This window comes from Conyzicola nivalis (genome assembly GCF_040548875.1).
GTDB classification, from domain to species: domain Bacteria; phylum Actinomycetota; class Actinomycetes; order Actinomycetales; family Microbacteriaceae; genus Conyzicola; species Conyzicola nivalis_A.
In genome coordinates this window covers 847,144-864,502 of the sequence record NZ_JBEPSJ010000001.1, presented here as the reverse complement: position 1 = coordinate 864,502, position 17,359 = coordinate 847,144, and the positions used below count along the sequence as shown (strand labels likewise).

General features: G+C 67.9%; 17 protein-coding genes and 1 tRNA gene. 10 read left to right on the top strand and 8 right to left on the bottom strand.

Translation table 11 applies throughout. The features are described 5' to 3' along the window. Positions 1–30: 30 nt before the first annotated feature. Both ABIE21_RS04210 and ABIE21_RS04205 read right to left on the bottom strand, forming a co-directional pair. Positions 31–240, bottom strand: coding sequence for a hypothetical protein (locus tag ABIE21_RS04210; protein ID WP_354023524.1), 210 nt, complete (start codon positions 238–240; stop codon positions 31–33). A 241-nt stretch (positions 241–481) separates the two neighbouring features. Further along, positions 482–564, bottom strand: a tRNA-Leu gene (locus ABIE21_RS04205). Between the two features lie 39 nt (positions 565–603). Here ABIE21_RS04205 and ABIE21_RS04200 point away from each other — a divergent pair. Both ABIE21_RS04200 and ABIE21_RS04195 read left to right on the top strand, forming a co-directional pair. Further along, on the top strand, positions 604–1,209 hold the full coding sequence (locus tag ABIE21_RS04200) for an ANTAR domain-containing response regulator (protein WP_354023523.1): 606 nt from the start codon (positions 604–606) through the stop codon (positions 1,207–1,209). Continuing rightward, complete coding sequence (locus ABIE21_RS04195) at positions 1,122–1,991, top strand: SDR family NAD(P)-dependent oxidoreductase (RefSeq protein WP_354023522.1); 870 nt, start codon at positions 1,122–1,124, stop codon at positions 1,989–1,991. Before ABIE21_RS04200 ends, ABIE21_RS04195 begins: the two co-directional genes overlap by 88 nt. Before the next feature lie 10 nt (positions 1,992–2,001). Here ABIE21_RS04195 and ABIE21_RS04190 read toward each other — a convergent pair whose 3' ends face one another. The 5 genes from ABIE21_RS04190 to ABIE21_RS04170 form a co-directional block, all read right to left on the bottom strand. Continuing rightward, a complete protein-coding gene (locus ABIE21_RS04190; protein ID WP_354023521.1) occupies positions 2,002–2,766 on the bottom strand; it encodes an ABC transporter permease in 765 nt (254 codons plus the stop codon). Next, complete coding sequence (locus tag ABIE21_RS04185; RefSeq protein ID WP_354023520.1) at positions 2,763–3,557, bottom strand: ABC transporter ATP-binding protein; 795 nt, start codon at positions 3,555–3,557, stop codon at positions 2,763–2,765. Before ABIE21_RS04185 ends, ABIE21_RS04190 begins: the two co-directional genes overlap by 4 nt. Then, positions 3,554–3,967: a DUF1048 domain-containing protein gene (locus tag ABIE21_RS04180; protein WP_354023519.1), complete on the bottom strand. Its 414-nt coding sequence runs from the start codon at positions 3,965–3,967 to the stop codon at positions 3,554–3,556. Before ABIE21_RS04180 ends, ABIE21_RS04185 begins: the two co-directional genes overlap by 4 nt. A gap of 2 nt (positions 3,968–3,969) precedes the next feature. Next, entirely contained in the window at positions 3,970–4,320 is a 351-nt protein-coding gene (locus ABIE21_RS04175; protein WP_354023518.1) for a PadR family transcriptional regulator, read from the bottom strand. A gap of 247 nt (positions 4,321–4,567) precedes the next feature. Continuing rightward, entirely contained in the window at positions 4,568–4,996 is a 429-nt protein-coding gene (locus tag ABIE21_RS04170) for a PaaI family thioesterase (RefSeq protein WP_354023517.1), read from the bottom strand. A 53-nt stretch (positions 4,997–5,049) separates the two neighbouring features. Between ABIE21_RS04170 and polA the strand changes: the two genes are divergently transcribed. From polA to rpsA, 6 genes are all read left to right on the top strand, one after another. After that, complete coding sequence (gene polA, locus ABIE21_RS04165) at positions 5,050–7,722, top strand: DNA polymerase I (protein ID WP_354023516.1); 2,673 nt, start codon at positions 5,050–5,052, stop codon at positions 7,720–7,722. A gap of 14 nt (positions 7,723–7,736) precedes the next feature. Further along, positions 7,737–8,195: a PTS sugar transporter subunit IIA gene (locus tag ABIE21_RS04160; RefSeq protein ID WP_354023515.1), complete on the top strand. Its 459-nt coding sequence runs from the start codon at positions 7,737–7,739 to the stop codon at positions 8,193–8,195. A gap of 16 nt (positions 8,196–8,211) precedes the next feature. Continuing rightward, the gene (locus ABIE21_RS04155; protein ID WP_354023514.1) at positions 8,212–8,481 is read left to right on the top strand and encodes an HPr family phosphocarrier protein; all 270 of its coding nucleotides are present in this window, start codon (positions 8,212–8,214) and stop codon (positions 8,479–8,481) included. After that, a complete protein-coding gene (locus ABIE21_RS04150; RefSeq protein WP_436232302.1) occupies positions 8,478–10,166 on the top strand; it encodes a DUF885 domain-containing protein in 1,689 nt (562 codons plus the stop codon). Before ABIE21_RS04155 ends, ABIE21_RS04150 begins: the two co-directional genes overlap by 4 nt. A 78-nt stretch (positions 10,167–10,244) precedes the next feature. After that, the gene (locus ABIE21_RS04145; RefSeq protein WP_354023512.1) at positions 10,245–12,290 is read left to right on the top strand and encodes a hypothetical protein; all 2,046 of its coding nucleotides are present in this window, start codon (positions 10,245–10,247) and stop codon (positions 12,288–12,290) included. A 150-nt stretch (positions 12,291–12,440) separates the two neighbouring features. Then, the gene (gene rpsA, locus ABIE21_RS04140; RefSeq protein ID WP_354023511.1) at positions 12,441–13,901 is read left to right on the top strand and encodes a 30S ribosomal protein S1; all 1,461 of its coding nucleotides are present in this window, start codon (positions 12,441–12,443) and stop codon (positions 13,899–13,901) included. 63 nt (positions 13,902–13,964) lie between these two features. Here rpsA and ABIE21_RS04135 read toward each other — a convergent pair whose 3' ends face one another. Next, positions 13,965–14,579 carry a DUF4126 domain-containing protein gene (locus ABIE21_RS04135; RefSeq protein WP_354023510.1) on the bottom strand — a complete coding sequence of 205 codons (615 nt, stop codon included), beginning with the start codon at positions 14,577–14,579 and terminating at the stop codon, positions 13,965–13,967. Positions 14,580–14,615: 36 nt separating this feature from the next. On the opposite strand from ABIE21_RS04135, the gene coaE reads away from it, so the two are divergent. Both coaE and uvrB read left to right on the top strand, forming a co-directional pair. Further along, a complete protein-coding gene (gene coaE / locus ABIE21_RS04130; protein ID WP_354023509.1) occupies positions 14,616–15,221 on the top strand; it encodes a dephospho-CoA kinase in 606 nt (201 codons plus the stop codon). 50 nt (positions 15,222–15,271) lie between these two features. Further along, positions 15,272–17,341, top strand: a complete 2,070-nt coding sequence (uvrB, locus tag ABIE21_RS04125; RefSeq protein ID WP_354023508.1) for an excinuclease ABC subunit UvrB — start codon at positions 15,272–15,274, stop codon at positions 17,339–17,341. Positions 17,342–17,359 lie beyond the last annotated feature (18 nt).

Here is a 17,359-nt window from a genome sequence, read left to right as displayed (position 1 = left end):
GATGTCCGGCCCTTCCTCCGTCTCGGCGCCTCAGTCGACCCTGGGTTGCTTCTGCTCCCGGCCGTCGGAGACGTCGGCCTCGGTGGTGCCGAGCTCGGTGTCGAGGTCCGTATCGTCGGGCTCTGTCGCGCCGAGCTCCGTGGTGCCCGCACCGGTCGCCGTCGAACCGGGGGAAAGCACTCCGTCACCGCTGTCGGAGTCCAGCTCGGTGGGGTCGGGAAGATCGGGATCGCGCGTCATGCTGTCTCCAGGCGGCGCTTAGGGGCGGTGGCGGGGCTGGCCGCCACCACCCCACGTCGCGGAGGCACGAGGCGCTCTGTGGCGGAACGGGTCCGCGAGCCAAACCGGGAGGCGTGTCGCGCAAAACGTCGTTCGCCTGCGAATCTACGCGCCGAGAGAAGCTCGGAACGGGGGCTGTACACGCCGTCTGATGCGGGTTTATAGTTCGTTTTTCGCGCCATTCGGCGCGATCTCTCCGTTGTGCCGGATGCGAGACTCGAACTCGCACGCCCTTTCGAGCAAAGCATTTTGAGTGCTCCGCGTCTGCCATTCCGCCAATCCGGCGCACAACAACCGTCAAAAGAATACCGTAGGCTCTCTATCGTGACTGACCAAGAATCAACCCCATCCGCTCCGCGCCGAGTAGTGGTGGCAGAAGACGAGTCCCTTATCCGCATGGACATCGTCGAGATTCTCCGCGACAACGGCTTCGAGGTCGTCGGTGAAGCCGGTGACGGCGAGACGGCTGTCGCCCTCGCCACAGAGCTGCGCCCCGATCTCGTGATCATGGACGTGAAGATGCCCCAGCTCGACGGCATCTCGGCCGCGGAGAGACTGACCAAGAACCACATCGCGCCCGTCGTGCTGCTGACCGCGTTCAGCCAGAAGGAGCTCGTCGAACGGGCCTCCGAGGCCGGCGCACTCGCCTATGTCGTCAAGCCGTTCACGCCGAGCGACCTGCTGCCCGCGATCGAGATCGCGCTCAGCCGGTACACGCAGATCATCACGCTCGAGGCCGAGGTCGCCGACCTCGTCGAGCGTTTCGAGACCCGCAAGCTCGTCGATCGCGCCAAGGGACTCCTCAACGAGAAGATGGGGCTCACCGAGCCCGAGGCCTTCCGGTGGATCCAGAAGGCGTCCATGGACCGCCGCCTCACCATGCACGACGTCGCCCAGGCGATCATCGAGCAGCTGAGCGCCAAGAAGTAGCCGTAGTGCCGCGGTCCTTCGTCGTCACAGGCGGAGGGCGTGGTGTGGGCCGTGCGATCGCGTTGCGGCTTCTCGAGCGCGGCGAGGCCGTCGTGGTGATCGACGCCGGGTTGATCGACACCGAGAAGGCGGCGGATGACCCGGCTCGGGCTCTCCGCACGGTGATCGGTGACGCCTCCGACCCGGCAGTCGCGGCGGAGGCCGCCTCGGTCGCCGAGTCGATCGGCGTGCTCACCGGGTGGGTGAACAACGCGGCCGTGTTCCGCGACGCCGACCTGCACTCGGATCCACAGCGGGTGCGAGAGCTCGTCGACGCCAACCTCGCCCCGGCTCTGGTCGGCTCCGCCGCTGCGATCACGAGCTTCCTCGGCTCCGGTGTCGCCGGTTCGATCGTCAACGTCTCCTCCCACCAGGCGCAGCGCGCGGTGCCGGGAGCGCTCGCCTACGCGACGGCGAAGGCCGCCGTCGAGGGGCTCACCCGCGCGACCGCCGTCGACTACGCCCACCGGGGCATCCGCGCGAACGCCGTGGCGCTCGGCACGATCGCGACCGAGCGGTTCGACGACTCCCTCGCCGCCCTCGACCCCGCCGCGCGTGAGGCGCGGCTGCTGGCGTTGGCCGGGGTGCACCCGGCCGGCCACGTGGGGGCCATGGCCGACGTGGCATCCGTCGTCGCGTTCCTGCTCTCCGACGCGGCCGCGTTCGTCACCGGCGCCGTCCTGCCCGTCGACGGCGGACGCGCCGCGCTCGGATCCGATCCGGAGGCGCGGCGCCCCGTCTAGCCGCTCGAGCTCAGCTGACCTTGCGGCGGTAGATCGCGATCGCGAAGCCGTAGGCCACAACGAGGATGCCGACGAGCCAGGCCAGTGCGATCCAGATGTCGCCGCCGACGGGTTCACCCGCGAACAGGGCCCGGATCGTGTTCACGATCGAGGTCACCGGCTGGTTCTCGGCGAACCACGCGACCGGGGCGGGCATCGTGTCGGTGGGCACGAAGGCCGAGCTGATGAACGGGAGGAAGATCAGCGGGTAGCTGAACGCGCTCGCCCCGTCCACGGTCTTCGCGGAGAGCCCGGCGATGACCGCGATCCAGGTCAGGGAGAGGGTGAACAGAACGAGGATGCCCGCGACGGCTATCCACGCCCCGACGGACGCCCCCGTGCGGAAGCCCATGACGAGCGCGACGCCGACGACGATCGCGATCGAGACCATGTTCGCGGTCAGCGAAGTGAACACGTGAGCCCAGAGGACGCTCGACCGGGAGATCGGCATCGACTGGAACCGTTCGAAGATGCCGCCCTGCATGTCGAGGAACAGCCGGTACGCGGTATAGGCGATGCCCGAGGCGATAGTGATCAACAGTATGCCGGGGAGCATGTAGTCGATGTACGACTCGTCGGAGCCGGTGTTGATGGCACCGCCTAGCACGTAGACGAACAGGAGCATCAGCGCGATCGGGGTGACCGCGGTGGTGATGATGGTGTCGGGGCTGCGCAGGATGTGGCGCAGCGAGCGTCCGGTCAGTACGCCGGTGTCGCCGAGGACGTTGGTGGTCATCGTTGTTCCTTTCGTGCCTGGTGCTCGTCGCTCTCGTCGGGTTCGCCGGTCTCGCCGGTGAGGGCGAGGAAGACGTCCTCGAGGGAGGGCTGCTTCTCGATGTACTCGACCTTCGCTGGCGGGAGGAGCTGCTTGAGCTCGGCCAGGGTGCCGTTCTGGATGATCGTCCCCTTGTGCAGGATGGCGATGCGGTCGGCGAGGTACTCGGCCTCGTCGAGGTACTGCGTGGTGAGCAGCACAGTGGTGCCCTGCCCGGCGAGGGTCTTCACCGTCTGCCAGACGTCGATGCGCGCCTGCGGGTCGAGGCCGGTCGTCGGCTCGTCGAGGAAGATGATCGGCGGGTTGCCGATCAGGCTCATCGCGATGTCGAGCCTGCGCCGCATCCCGCCCGAGTAGGTGGCCGCCCTGCGCCCGCCGGCCTCGACGAGCGAGAACCGTGCCAGCAGGTCGTCGGCGATGGCGCCGGGGTTCTTCAGGTGTCGCAGCTTGGCGATCAGCAAGAGGTTCTCCCTGCCCGTGAGGATCTCGTCGACGGCCGCGAACTGGCCGGTGAGGCTGATCGACTCCCGAACGTCGCCGGGCCGGCTCGCGACGTCGAAGCCGTTCACCGTCGCGGTGCCGGAGTCCGACTTGAGCAACGTCGAGAGGATGCGCACCAGCGTGGTCTTGCCCGCACCGTTGGAGCCGAGCAACGCGAAGATGCTGCCGGCCGTCACGTCGAAGTCGACGCCGCGCAGAACGTGCACGTCGGCGAACGACTTCTCGACGCCGCGTACCTCGATGGCGCTCATGCCCGGTCCTCCTGTGCACTGTCTCGAGCGGCGCTGTCTTCTCGAGCGGCTGTGTCGCGCGCAGCGGCGTCGACGGCCTTGGTCAGGCGAGCGCGTTCCTTGTCGATCCACTCCTTGCCGCCGTAGGCCTTGGTGAACGACTCCGCGAACTCGACGGGCTCGTCGCCCACGAGCTCGCGCACGGGGGTGCCGTCGACGGCCGCGCGCTCCCACAGGTCTGCGAAGTCGCCGAGCATCGTGACGAGGGTGTCGCCGTCGGTGATGCCGCCGTAGTACATGAAGTACCGTTCGAACGCCTTCGCCGTCGTGCCGTACGGCTCGGGGAGGGCCTCGATGCGGGCCTTGTACTGCCGGTACTGCTTCTTCTGCTCGAGCGAGCCGGTGATGGTCTCTATCCATTTGGCGGCCATGGTCAGTCTCCTTCTTCGTCCGTGATTTCGATGTGGTGGTGCAGCTGTTCTATGCGCTCCGCGAGGAAGCTCCAGTTGGCCCAGAACTCGGCCAGGTACTCGCCGCCCCGGGGGTTGATCGAGTAGACCTTGCGCGGCGGCCCCTTCTCCGAGGGGACCTTCGACACGTCGACGAGGCCGCGCTGCTCGATCCTCACCAGCAGGGCGTAGACGGTGCCCTCGACGATGTCGGTGAAGCCCTGGTCACGCAGCTGTGCAGTGATCTCGTACCCGTACGCCGGCTTGGCGGCGACGATCGCGAGGACCATGCCCTCGAGCGTGCCCTTGAGCATCTCGGTCATCTGCTTGCCCATGTGGTGCTTCCTTTGACTACTCGGTGATGCTGACTACCACTAGATAGTACTACCGAATAGCGGTCGCGCAAGGGGCATTTCGCCGCCGGTTGCGTCAGGCGCCGCTCGTGCCCGACCAGCTCCGTCTTTCCGAGGGCTCGCCGGAAGCGGCTCGCGCGGCCGGAGGAGGCTCACCGAAAGCGGCTCGCGCGACCGGAAGAGGCTCGCGCGGCCGGAAGAGGCTCGCGCGAGCGGGGAGGGAGGGCGGCTAGCGCCGGTCGAGCAGCATGTTCGTCATGCGCACGGTCGACAGCCGGCGCCCCGCCTCGTCGCGGATCACGATCTCGTGCGTGGCCAGTGTGCGGCCCAGCGAGATCGCCGTGCAGGTCGCGGTGACGAGGCCCGAATCGGTCGACCGGCTGTGGGACGCGTTGATTTCGATGCCGACCGCGTAGCGGCCGGGGCCGGCGTGGATCGCAGACGACACCGAGCCGAGCGACTCGCCGAGCACGACGTGCGCGCCGCCGTGGAGGATCCCGATGACCTGGGTGTTGCCCTCGACCGGCATCGTGGCTACCGAGTGCTCCGCCGACAGCTCGACGAAATCGATGCCCATCTTGACCGCGAGCGCACCGCCCCCGCTGCTCACGAGTCGTTCGACGAGTTCGGGGTCGAGATCCTGCGGGAACGTGGTCATGGCACTCTCTCTGGCGGCCCAGCGTGTCGGTGACCGCGGCTAGGCTGGCTGTCGTGTCGGACAACGAAAAGCCTACCCTCCTGATAATCGACGGCCATTCGCTGGCGTTCCGCGCGTTCTACGCGCTGCCGGTCGACAGTTTCATGAACCGTGAGGGGCAGCACACCAACGCCATCCACGGGTTCATCGCCATGCTCATCAACCTGCTCAAGGCCGAGAAGCCCACGCACCTCGCGGTCGCGTTCGACATCTCGCGGTTCTCCTTCCGCACTCGCGAATACCCCGAGTACAAGGGCACCCGCGGCGAGACCCCGCCCGAGTTCATCGGCCAGATCCCGCTGCTCGAAGAGGCGCTCAAGGCCATGGGCATCCCCACCATCTCGAAAGAGGACTACGAGGCAGACGACATCCTCGCGACGCTGGCCCACCGAGGCGCCGCCGAGGGCTTCCACGTCTTCGTCGTCTCCGGCGACCGCGACGCGATCCAGATGATCGGCGACGACGTCACGCTGCTCTACCCGAACGCGCGGGGAGTCTCCGAGCTCAAGCGCTACGACCGCGACACGGTGTTCGAGCGCTACGGCATCGAACCGCACCAGTACCCCGACATCGCGGCGCTCGTCGGCGAGACGAGCGACAACCTCATCGGCATCGACAAGGTCGGCGAGAAGACAGCGGTCAAGTGGATCGTGCAGTACGGCAGCCTCGACGGGGTGCTCGAACACGCCGACGAGATCAAGGGCGTCGTGGGGGAGAAGCTGCGGGAGCAGAAAGACCGCGCCATCCGCAACCGCAAGCTCAACCACCTGCTCACCGACGTCGACCTGCCCTACGGTCCCGGCGACCTGCTGCGCCAGCCTCTCGACGAGGCCGCCGTGCGCGAGGTGTTCGACAAACTGCAGTTCAAGACCCTGCTCGAGCGGGTGCTGAAGCTCAACGGCGACGGCGGACCGACGGCGGATGGCGCGGCCCTGCCCGTCGCGGCCGTGCTCGACGATGCCATTCCGCCCGTACGCACCATGGTCGACGAGGAACTCGCGAAGTGGCTCGACACGCAGTCGAAGAGCGGCACCGCCGCGCTCGGACTCCGCGTCGAGACCGCCCAGGGCCGCGTCACCGGTCTCGGCATCGCGTCGGCCGTCGACAGCGTCTACGTGCCATGGGAGGCCGAACGCCCCGACTACGTCGCCCTCGAGAGCTGGCTCGCCGGCGGCGCCCCGAAGTACCTGCAGGGCTCGAAGCAGCAGCTCAAGGCGCTGCGCGGCTCGGGCCTCGACCTCGGCGGCATCGCGTTCGACACCAGCCTCGCGGCCTGGCTGCTCAAGCCGGGCGGCAAGGCCGACGACCTCGCCAGCCAGGTCTACGACCACCTCGGCGAGACCCTGCCGCAGGCCGACCCGAACCAGCTCGTCCCCGACGTCGAGGCGGTGAGCGTCGCCACCGAGGCCTGGTACGTGCTGCGCGTCGCCGAGTACCTCGCAGGCAGGCTCGAGACCGGCGCCCGTCGTGTGCTCGACGAGATCGAACTCCCGCTGGTTCCCGTGCTGGGCACGATGGAGCTCGACGGCATCGCCGTGAACCAGCAGATCCTCGCCCGGCTCTCGGGCGAGCTCGGCGCCGTCGGCTCCGACCTCGCAGCCCGCGCCTACGCCGAGATCGGACGCGAGGTGAACCTCGGCTCGCCCAAGCAGCTGCAGCAGGTGCTCTTCGAAGAGCTCGGCATGCCCAAGACCCGCGCCAACAAGACCGGTTTCTCGACCGACGCGGCGAGCCTCACCGACCTGCAGGAGCAGGCGCCGCACCCGTTCCTCGACCTGCTGCTCAAGCACCGCGACGCGACGAAGCTCAAGCAAATCGTCGAGACCCTCGAGAAGGCGGTCGACTCAGGCGGCCGGGTGCACACCACCTACGACCAGACCGGCACGAGCACCGGTCGCATCTCGTCGAACGACCCGAACCTGCAGAACCTGCCGGTGAAGACCGCCGTCGGCCGCGAGATCCGCTCGGCGTTCGAGAAGGGCCCCGAGTTCGCCACCCTGCTCACCGCCGACTACTCGCAGATCGAGATGCGCATCATGGCGCACCTGTCCGGCGACGAGGGCCTCATCTCGGCCTTCAACGAGGGCGAAGACCTCCACCGCTTCGTCGGCTCGAGCGTGTTCGGCGTCGAGCCGGCCGACGTGACGCCCCTCATGCGCACGAAGGTCAAGGCGATGTCGTACGGCCTCGCATACGGGCTCAGCGCCTTCGGGCTCTCGAAGCAGTTGCGCATCGAGTCGAGCGAGGCGAAGAAGCTGATGACCGCCTACTTCGACCGCTTCGGGGCGGTGCGCGACTACCTGCGCAACGTGGTCGAGCAGGCCAGGGTCGACGGCTACACCGAGACGATCTTCGGGCGCCGCCGTCCGTTCGGCGACCTCAACTCCTCCAACCGGGTGCTGCGCGAGAACGCGGAACGCGCCGCCCTCAACGCGCCCATCCAGGGCTCGGCTGCCGACATCCTCAAGATCGCCATGCTCGGGGTGGCGAGCGACCTGCGCGAGCACGACCTGAAGTCGCGCCTCCTGCTGCAGGTGCACGACGAACTGGTCTTCGAGGTCGCGGGCGACGAGCTCGAGACGCTCACCGCGGTCGTCCGCGACCGCATGGGCGGGGCCGCGCAGCTGCGGGTTCCGCTCGACGTGCAGGTCGGAACGGGCCCCAACTGGGACGCGGCAGCCCACTAGGCGACGCAGCGACCATGACGACACACGCCTCCCTCGCGCAGCTGCTCGCCGAGTCATCCATCGTGCTCGACGCCACGGCGACCGACGTCGACGACGCGGTCCGCCAGGCCGGCGCCGCTCTCGTCGCGACAGGCGCCGTCGAACCCGACTACGTCGACGCGATGCTGGAGCGCGAACGCACCGTGTCCACCTACGTCGGCGAGGGCGTCGCCGTGCCGCACGGCACGCTCGCCGCGAAGGGCGCGGTGAAACGCAACGCCCTCGTGCTCTTGCGCTTGGCCGACGGTCTGGACTGGAATGGCAACGACGTGCGAATCGTGATCGGGCTCGCGGCCGTCGGGCGGGGTCACATCGGGCTCCTGTCCCGCCTCGCCGGGATACTGCTCGACCCCGACCGCGCGGCAGCACTACGCACCGCAACCGACACCGCCGAGGTCTACCGGGCGCTCTCCGCCGACGCGCCCACCCCGTAACGACGAAGGAGTCACCATGCCAGAACGCGAAGTAACCGTAGCCTCGAGCGTCGGCCTGCACGCCCGCCCCGCGTCGCTGTTCTCGCAGGCCGCGGCCGGCACAGGCGTCACGGTGACACTCACCTCGGCCGCCGGCCGCAGCGTCAACGCCGCGAGCATCCTCGGCGTGCTCTCCCTCGGCATCGGCCACGGCGAGACGGTGAAGCTCGAAGCCTCGGGCGACGGGGCGGATGCGGCGATCGAGACGCTCGCGAAAGTCCTCGAGACCGACCTCGACAAGGAATGACCATGAACCGCCACGAACCACAGGCCCGACAGTCCACGCCGATCGACGCGATCGCCGAGGGGTGGGTCGACACGGAGCTCGACCTCTACCCGGAGTTCCGCGTCTACCTCGGCCGCGAGGGGCGCGAGGGGGAGTACGCCGACTACTCTCCCGCCGGCACGGAGGCGGCGATCGCCGAGACCCGGCGTGCGCTCGCCCGCGTCGAGGCATCCACCCCGGTCGACGCGGTCGACGTCGTCACCAAGATGGACCTCACCCGCGACCTCGCCCTGACGATCGACAAGCACGAGGCCGGTTTCGACCAGCGCGACCTCAACGTCATCGCGAGCCCCGCCCAGGAGCTGCGCGACATCTTCGACCTCATGCCCACCGACACGGTCGACGACTGGTCGCACGTCGCGACGCGGATGCACAACCTGCCCGCGGCGATGGCGGGCTACATCGAGTCGCTGCGGGCCGGCATCGCGGCGGGCAACGCGCCGGCGATCCGCCAGGTGACCGAGGTGATGGCGCAGGCGAAGAAGCAGGCTGCCTCGACCGGATTCTTCTTCGAGCTCGCCCAGAACGCCAAGCCGGGGGAGGGCGAGCTGCCCGAGTCGGTGGCACGCGACCTCGAGAGCGGCGCGCGCGCATCCGCCGATGCCTACTCGACGCTCGTCGAGTTCCTCGGCGACGAGCTCGCCGCGCACGCGCCGGAGAAGGACGCCGTCGGGCGCGAGCTCTACGCCCTGGCCTCCCGCGGGTTCCTCGGAGCGACCGTCGACCTCGACGAGACCTACGAGTGGGGCATCGAGGAGCTCGCCAGGATGGTCGCCGAACAGGAGTCCATCGCCCGAGAGATCAAGCCCGGGGCATCCGTCGAAGAAGCCATCGAGTTTCTCGACGGCGACCAGAGCCGCAAGCTGCACGGAACCGACGCGCTCCAGCGCTGGATGCAGGAGACGAGCGACCGCGCGGTCGAGGAGCTCTCCCGCACGCAGTTCGACATCCCCGACGTCGTCAAGCGCCTCGAGTGCATGATCGCGCCCACGCAGGAGGGCGGCATCTACTACACCAACCCCACCGACGACTTCTCCCGACCGGGGCAGATGTGGTGGAGCGTGCCGGAGGGAGTCACCGAGTTCGACACCTGGCGTGAGCTCACCACGGTGTACCACGAGGGTGTGCCCGGCCATCACCTGCAGATCGGCCAGGCCGTCTACAACAAGGCGCTGCTCAACACCTGGCGGCGCAACGCCGGCACGAGCGGCCACGCCGAGGGCTGGGCGCTGTACGCCGAGCGGCTCATGGAGCAGCTCGGCTACCTCGACGACCCGGCCGACCGTCTCGGCATGCTCGACGGCCAGCGGATGCGGGCGGCGCGCGTGGTGCTCGACATCGGCGTGCACCTCGAGAAGAAGCTGCCCGACGGCTCCGGAGTCTGGACGGGGGAGTACGCCTTCGATTTCATGGGGCGCAACGTCAACATGAGCCCCGAGTTCGTGCGCTTCGAGGTCAACCGCTATCTCGGATGGCCGGGACAGGCGCCGTCGTACAAGGTGGGGCAGCGCATCTGGGAGCAGCTGCGCGACGAGTACGCGCGCCGTGAGGGAGCCGCGTTCGACATCCGCGCGTTCCACAAGAAGGCGCTCGACATCGGCGGGGTCGGCCTCGACACCCTCAAGGCCGCGCTGCTCGCCGACTGATCGGGACTCCCCGTTCTGGGGCAACCGACGGGGCGCAGTCTTCGTCTCAGGTTCCCCTCGAGGGCCTAGGGTCTGATTATGAGATCAATTCGCCCGGTGTCCCTCGTCGTCGGTGCGTCACTCGCGCTATTCCTGGGTGTGCCGACGATCGCGGCGACCGAGCCGGCCAGCGCCGTTCCGAACGCCGCGGTGGGCGACGCGATATCCCTCGACGACGCGAGCCTCGTCGACGAGCCCCAGGTGCAGCTCTCCGGCGAGGTGTTGGTGATCGTGAGCGAGCCGCCGCTCGACGCCGACCCCGCCGAGTCGCACCACGACCTCACGAGCTACCTCGTGGTCACCGACGAGGGCGTCTCCGTGCCCATCGCGGGTGCTGTTCCGCAAGGCGTAGCCAGCGGGGACGAATTCTCTGGGACGGTCGCCGTTCCGCAGGCCGTGATCGACGAACTGCCGACGGCGAGCGCCTCCGCGGTCGAATCGTCGACCGATGCCCGCCCTCTCGACGAAGACTCCTTGGCCGCGGCGGACGTGCTGGATGCCGCCGTGGCTCACGCCGTCGCCCTGCCCGTCGCCGAGGCATCCGTCGCCGCCGGTCCACTCGCCGCAGCGGGCATCGCGAAGGCGCACGAGGTGAAGATAGTGATGATCACCCCCGTCGGCGCTGCGGCGAGCGGTATGACCGACGCGGCGGTGCGCGACGTCGTGGCCAAGTCCACCGTATTCTGGAGCACGGCCTCGCGCGGGCTCGTGCCATCGTTCACCACCGACCCGGCCATTCCACGGTTCGCCTCGGCGACGGCGTGCAACAATTCTCCGATGGCCCGGTGGAACGAGGCGGCCGGGCTCCTGGGCTACCCGAGCGCCGACGCGTACCTGAACGCGGCGCCGGCCGGGGTCGAGTGGCACCTCATGGTGGTGTTGCCGGCCAGCTGTCTGACCGCGAGCGGACCAGGCGTCGCGAGCGTCGGTTCGGGGCTCCACTCGGGCGGAGTGCTGCAGGTCGTCATCGACGCGGGCGTCGACCGGCAGGTGATCACGCACGAGCTGGGCCACAACCTTAGCCTCGGACACTCCAATCTCGACCACTGCGCCGCCGACGCGGCCACGGCCGGATGCATAGAGTACGGCTACGAAGACCGCTACGACGTGATGGGCGTCTCGATCGGCGGCATGGATGCGAAGCCCACCGCGCTCAACGCACGCCATCAGGTGGCGCTCGGCTTTCAGACGGTCTCCGCAGGCAACCGCTACGACCTCACGGCCGGCTCCGCAGTCAACACCACTGTGACGATCGGCCGCATCGACGGGGGAGCTGCGCCCACGATCCTCGAGGTCGTCGACCCGCAGAGCTCTGTCACCTACTACGTCGAATACCGGGCAGGGGAGGCGGGGGCCTACTACTCCGCGGGCCGCAACGTCGGGATCGACACCGGGCGCGCGGTCAATCTGAGGCCCGGCGTGCGACTGGTACGAGCCAACGGCTCGGGTGGCTCATCGGTGATCACGCAGGCCGACGCCACTCTGGGGGTTGGATACGCGCGCCCCTACGCGGCGGCGGGGCAGTCGATCCAGAGCCCGACCGGCGCGGTACGGGTGACCGTGAACTCCGCATCGGAATCCGCCGGGGCATCCGTCACCGTCTCCTTCGCCCCGCCGACCAGTCAATCCGTATTCCGGTTCTGGAGCCCCACGATGCAGTCGCACTTCTACACCAGCAGCGTCTCGGAGCGCGACGGAATCATCGCCAGATACCCGACAGAGATCTGGACCTACGAGGGCCCGCGGTTCGAAGCATTCACCACACCGGTCGAGGGGACCGTTCCCCTGCACCGCTTCTGGAGCGAGAGACTCGGCGGACACTTCTACACGGCGAACGACGGGGAGAAGCAGTCGGTGATCGACGGGTACGACGACGACGTCTGGGCCTACGAGGGGACCGCATTCTACGTCTACCCCAACTCGTACACCGCCACACCGACGCTGTCGGTCGCGCGGTTCTGGAGCCCGCAGAACCAGCACCACTTCTACACCGCCAGCGCCGAAGAGGCCCAACTGGTGCGCGACAACTACCCCGCCAACATCTGGACGTACGAGATGGAGAACTTCCGGGTGCCGGTCGGTTAGACGCGCCGACCCCGCTCGTTGGCGGCCGGCGGCGGGATTCGCTATGCTGGAACGTCACATTCGTGACGTCCTATCCACCTGCCTCCGGCGAACATCCAGAACCATCCGCGCCGGCGGCCCGATTTATGCCCTTACTGGAGCACTAACTACATGACACTCGTAACGCCCGCCAAGGCGCCCAAGCAGGTCGCGATCAATGACATCGGATCCGCAGAAGACTTCCTTGCAGCGGTCGAAAAGACGCTGAAGTTTTTCAACGACGGAGACCTCATCGAGGGCACCGTCGTCAAGATCGATCGTGACGAGGTCCTCCTCGACGTCGGTTACAAGACCGAGGGTGTAATCCCCTCCCGCGAGCTCTCCATCAAGCACGACGTCGACCCGAGCGAGGTCGTCCAAGTCGGCGACACCGTCGAGGCCCTCGTCCTGCAGAAGGAAGACAAAGAAGGCCGCCTCATCCTGTCGAAGAAGCGCGCTCAGTACGAGCGTGCATGGGGCGACGTCGAGAAGATCAAGGACGAAGACGGAATCGTCACCGGTTCGGTCATCGAGGTCGTCAAGGGCGGCCTCATCGTCGACATCGGTCTTCGTGGCTTCCTTCCTGCTTCGCTCATCGAGCTCCGCCGCGTTCGCGACCTGACCCCGTACCTGGGCCAGGAGATCGAGGCCAAGATCCTCGAGCTCGACAAGAACCGCAACAACGTCGTGCTGTCGCGCCGCGCCCTGCTCGAGCAGACGCAGAGCGAGAGCCGCACCACGTTCCTCGCGAACCTCGCCAAGGGCCAGGTCCGCAAGGGTGTCGTGTCCTCCATCGTCAACTTCGGCGCGTTCGTCGACCTGGGCGGCGTAGACGGTCTCGTCCACGTCTCCGAGCTGTCGTGGAAGCACATCGAGCACGCATCCGAGGTCGTCGAGGTCGGGCAGGAAGTCACCGTCGAGATCCTCGAGGTCGACCTCGAGCGCGAGCGCGTGTCGCTGTCGCTCAAGGCCACGCAGGAAGACCCGTGGCAGGTATTCGCCCGCACCCACGCAATCGGACAGGTCGCACCGGGTAAGGTCACGAAGCTCGTCCCCTTCGGCGCGTTCGTTCGCGTCGCAGAGGGAATCGAGGGCCTCGTCCACATCTCCGAGCTCTCGGGCAAGCACGTCGAGCTCGCCGAGCAGGTCGTCTCCGTCGGCGACGAGGTGTTCGTCAAGGTCATCGACATCGACCTCGAGCGTCGTCGTATCTCCCTCTCGCTGAAGCAGGCGAACGAGGGCGTCGACCCCGAGGGCACCGAGTTCGACCCCGCACTCTACGGAATGCTCACCGAGTACGACGAAGCCGGAAACTACAAGTACCCGGACGGATTCGACCCGGAGACCCAGGAGTGGAAGGAAGGCTTCGAGACCCAGCGCGAGAAGTGGGAGCAGGAGTACGCTGCAGCCCAGGCTCGTTGGGAATCGCACAAGAAGCAGGTTGCCTCGGCAGCCCTCGAGGAGAACAACACCTCCTCGAGCGACGTCCCCTCGGGCGCGTCGACCTTCTCGAGCGACTCGGCCTCGGCCGGAACGCTCGCAGACGACGAGTCGCTCGCGGCTCTTCGCGAGAAGCTGAGCAACAACTCCTAGTCGAGTTCATCGGATGGCCGCCGCCTACGTACTGAGAAGTACGCGGGCGGCGGCCATCCGTCGTTAAGCGGTCCCTGAGCCTGTCGAAGGGTTCGCACCCTCGCGCCGACTCCTGTACCGCCGCATCAGCACGACGAACAGCACCACGAGCCCGCCCAGGGCGAGCACGACGAGAATCGGCACCAGGATCGCGAACACCGAGAGGAACACGCTGCTGACGTCTTCGAAGGCGCTGGCGACAGGGGCGGCGAGTCCGAAGGTCGCGGCGTTCAGGGCGGGGCGGGCGGCCGTCTTCGCGCCGTGCACGAGCAGGGCGATGACGACACCGCTCACGATCGGAACCCACTGGTTCGAAGAGAAGAACGCGGCCGGGTCGGTGACGGCCGCAGTCTCGCTGGCCGACCCGCTGCCGAAGACGATGCCGCCCGACGCCGGACGGACGACGGTCTGGAGAAGATCGTTGACGGAGTCGACAGCCGGGATCTTGTCGGCGAAGAACTCGATCACGAGCAGCACGCCGAGGATTCCGAGCACCCACTCGTTCGCGAGCCAGGTCCAGCCGGCCGGCAGCACGATGAAGTCGAGGAACCGGGCACCGAGGCCCAGCAGGAGCAGGGGGATATAGGCGTTCAGCCCGGCGGCCGCGGCCAGTCCGGTGCCGGTGAGAATCTCGAGCATTCCTATTCCTCCCTCCGCCGAGGCTAGCATTGCGGCATGTATCTGATCGGCCTCACCGGGGGCATCGCGTCCGGAAAATCCTCAGTCGCAGCGCGGCTCGCCGAGCGAGGGGCGGTGGTGGTGGATGCCGACAAGGTCGCGCGTGAAGTCGTCGAGCCGGGCACGCCCGCCCTCGCCGCCATCGCCGACCACTTCGGCGGCGGAGTGCTCGCTGCAGACGGCTCGCTCGATCGCGCGGCTCTCGGCGCCATCGTCTTCTCCGACCCCGAGCAGCGCCTCGTGCTCAACGGCATCACCCACCCCGCCGTCTGGGAGCGCACCAGAACCCTCATCGCCGCGGCGGAGGCGCGAGACCCCGACGCCGTCGTGGTCTACGACGTGCCCCTCCTCCTCGAGGGGAAGGGCAGACGCCCCATCGAGTTCGACCTGGTCGTCGTCGTCGACGCGAGCGCCGCGACGCGGCTGCGGCGACTCGTCGAGCTCCGAGGGCTCACCGAGCAGGAGGCGAAGCACCGCATCGAGTCGCAGGCCACCGACGAGGAACGGCTGGCGATCGCCGACGTGGTGATCGACAGCGACGGCGGGCTCGAACGGACGCTCGCCCAGGCGGACGCGCTGTGGGACAGTCTGCGCGAGCGGTAGGCGCCGGCAGAGGCCAGCGCAGTGTCGGGGGCTGCGCTTAAGCTTGTGGGATGGAACCCACCCGCGCCGTTCGCCCCTTCGAGGTCATCAGCGAATACGTGCCGAGCGGTGATCAGCCCACCGCGATCGCCGAGCTCGCCGGCCGAGTCAACGCCGGCGAGACCGACGTCGTGCTGCTCGGCGCCACCGGCACCGGAAAGTCGGCGACGACAGCCTGGCTCATCGAACAGGTGCAGCGCCCGACCCTCGTGCTGGCCCACAATAAGACGCTCGCCGCGCAGCTCGCCAACGAGTTCCGCGAGCTGCTGCCGAACAACGCCGTCGAGTACTTCGTCTCGTACTACGACTACTACCAGCCCGAGGCCTACGTGCCCCAGACCGACACCTTCATCGAGAAGGACTCGTCGATCAACGCCGAGGTCGAACGCCTGCGGCACTCCACCACCAACTCGCTGCTCAGCCGCCGCGACGTCGTCGTCGTCTCCACCGTGTCGTGCATCTACGGTCTCGGCACGCCCCAGGGCTACATGGACGCCATGCTGGCGCTGCAGGTGGGCCAGCAGATCCCGCGCGAGACCCTCATCCGCAAGTTCGTGTCGATGCAGTACCAGCGCAACGACGTCGACTTCTCCCGCGGCAACTTCCGGGTGCGCGGCGACACCATCGAGATCATCCCGATGTACGAGGAGCTCGCCATCCGCATCGAGATGTTCGGCGACGAGATCGAGGCGCTCTACTCGCTGCACCCGCTCACCGGCGACATCGTCAAGAAGCTCGACGCCGTCTCGGTCTTCCCCGGCTCGCACTACGTGGCGGGCACCGATGTCATGCACCGTGCCATCGGCACCATCAAAGAGGAGCTCGCTGGCCGTCTCGCCGAGCTCGAGAAGCAGGGCAAGCTGCTCGAGGCCCAGCGGCTGCGCATGCGCACCACCTTCGACCTCGAGATGATGGAGCAGATCGGCTTCTGCAACGGCATCGAGAACTACTCCGCCCACATCGACGGCCGCTCGCCCGGCGAGGCGCCGCACTGCCTCATCGACTACTTCCCTGACGACTTCCTCGTCGTCATTGACGAGTCCCACGTCACCGTGCCGCAGATCGGCGCCATGTACGAGGGCGACGCATCGCGCAAGCGCACCCTGGTGGAGCACGGGTTCCGCCTGCCGAGCGCGCTCGACAACCGACCGCTCAAGTGGCCCGAGTTCCTCGACCGCGTCGGTCAGCGGGTCTACCTCTCCGCGACCCCCGGCAAGTACGAGATGGGCATCACCGACTCGGTCGTGGAACAGATCATCCGCCCCACAGGTCTTCTCGACCCGCAGATCATCGTCAAGCCCACCAAGGGGCAGATCGACGACCTGCTCGAAGAGATCAAGGTGCGCGTCGAACGCAACGAGCGTGTCCTGGTGACCACCCTCACCAAGAAGATGTCCGAAGAGCTCACCGAGTTCCTGGGGGAGTCGGGAGTGCGCGTGCGCTACCTGCACTCCGACGTAGACACTCTCCGCCGAGTCGAGCTGCTCACCGAGCTGCGCCAGGGCGTCTACGACGTGCTCGTCGGCATCAACCTGCTGCGCGAGGGCCTCGACCTGCCGGAGGTGTCGCTCGTGGCGATCCTCGACGCCGACAAGGAGGGCTTCCTGCGCTCGTCGACGTCGCTCATCCAGACGATCGGCCGCGCGGCGCGCAACGTGTCCGGCGAGGTGCACATGTACGCCGACGTGCTCACCGACTCGATGAAACGGGCGATCGACGAGACCGACCGCCGCCGTGAGAAGCAGGTGGCCTACAACCTCGAGAAGGGCGTCGACCCGCAGCCTCTCCGCAAGAAGATCGCCGACATCACCGACGCGCTCGAGCGCGAGAATGCCGACACCGCCGCGCTGCTGTCCGGGCGGGGCGACGGCCGCAAGAAGTCGCCGACGCCGAACCTGCGCCAGCATGGCAAGGCGGCGGCGGGCGCCAACGAGCTCGAGGCGATCATCCGCGATCTCAACGACCAGATGCTGCTCGCGGCGGGGGAGCTCAAGTTCGAGCTCGCCGGCCGACTGCGCGACGAGGTCGCCGACCTGAAGAAAGAGCTGCGACAGATGGAGGCGGCGGGCCACCTCTCCTGACCGGTGGTGCGGGTCGGC

Coding starts and splice junctions, on each gene's coding strand:
- ABIE21_RS04160 (WP_354023515.1), top strand. CDS start 7,737: ATGACGACACACGCCTCCCTCGCGCAGCTGCTCGCCGAGTCATCCATC.
- ABIE21_RS04145 (WP_354023512.1), top strand. CDS start 10,245: ATGAGATCAATTCGCCCGGTGTCCCTCGTCGTCGGTGCGTCACTCGCG.
- ABIE21_RS04175 (WP_354023518.1), bottom strand. CDS start 4,320: ATGGGCAAGCAGATGACCGAGATGCTCAAGGGCACGCTCGAGGGCATG.
- ABIE21_RS04185 (WP_354023520.1), bottom strand. CDS start 3,557: ATGAGCGCCATCGAGGTACGCGGCGTCGAGAAGTCGTTCGCCGACGTG.
- ABIE21_RS04210 (WP_354023524.1), bottom strand. CDS start 240: ATGACGCGCGATCCCGATCTTCCCGACCCCACCGAGCTGGACTCCGAC.
- ABIE21_RS04150 (WP_436232302.1), top strand. CDS start 8,478: ATGACCATGAACCGCCACGAACCACAGGCCCGACAGTCCACGCCGATC.
- ABIE21_RS04180 (WP_354023519.1), bottom strand. CDS start 3,967: ATGGCCGCCAAATGGATAGAGACCATCACCGGCTCGCTCGAGCAGAAG.
- ABIE21_RS04135 (WP_354023510.1), bottom strand. CDS start 14,579: ATGCTCGAGATTCTCACCGGCACCGGACTGGCCGCGGCCGCCGGGCTG.
- uvrB (WP_354023508.1), top strand. CDS start 15,272: ATGGAACCCACCCGCGCCGTTCGCCCCTTCGAGGTCATCAGCGAATAC.
- ABIE21_RS04170 (WP_354023517.1), bottom strand. CDS start 4,996: ATGACCACGTTCCCGCAGGATCTCGACCCCGAACTCGTCGAACGACTC.
- coaE (WP_354023509.1), top strand. CDS start 14,616: ATGTATCTGATCGGCCTCACCGGGGGCATCGCGTCCGGAAAATCCTCA.
- ABIE21_RS04155 (WP_354023514.1), top strand. CDS start 8,212: ATGCCAGAACGCGAAGTAACCGTAGCCTCGAGCGTCGGCCTGCACGCC.
- rpsA (WP_354023511.1), top strand. CDS start 12,441: ATGACACTCGTAACGCCCGCCAAGGCGCCCAAGCAGGTCGCGATCAAT.
- ABIE21_RS04190 (WP_354023521.1), bottom strand. CDS start 2,766: ATGACCACCAACGTCCTCGGCGACACCGGCGTACTGACCGGACGCTCG.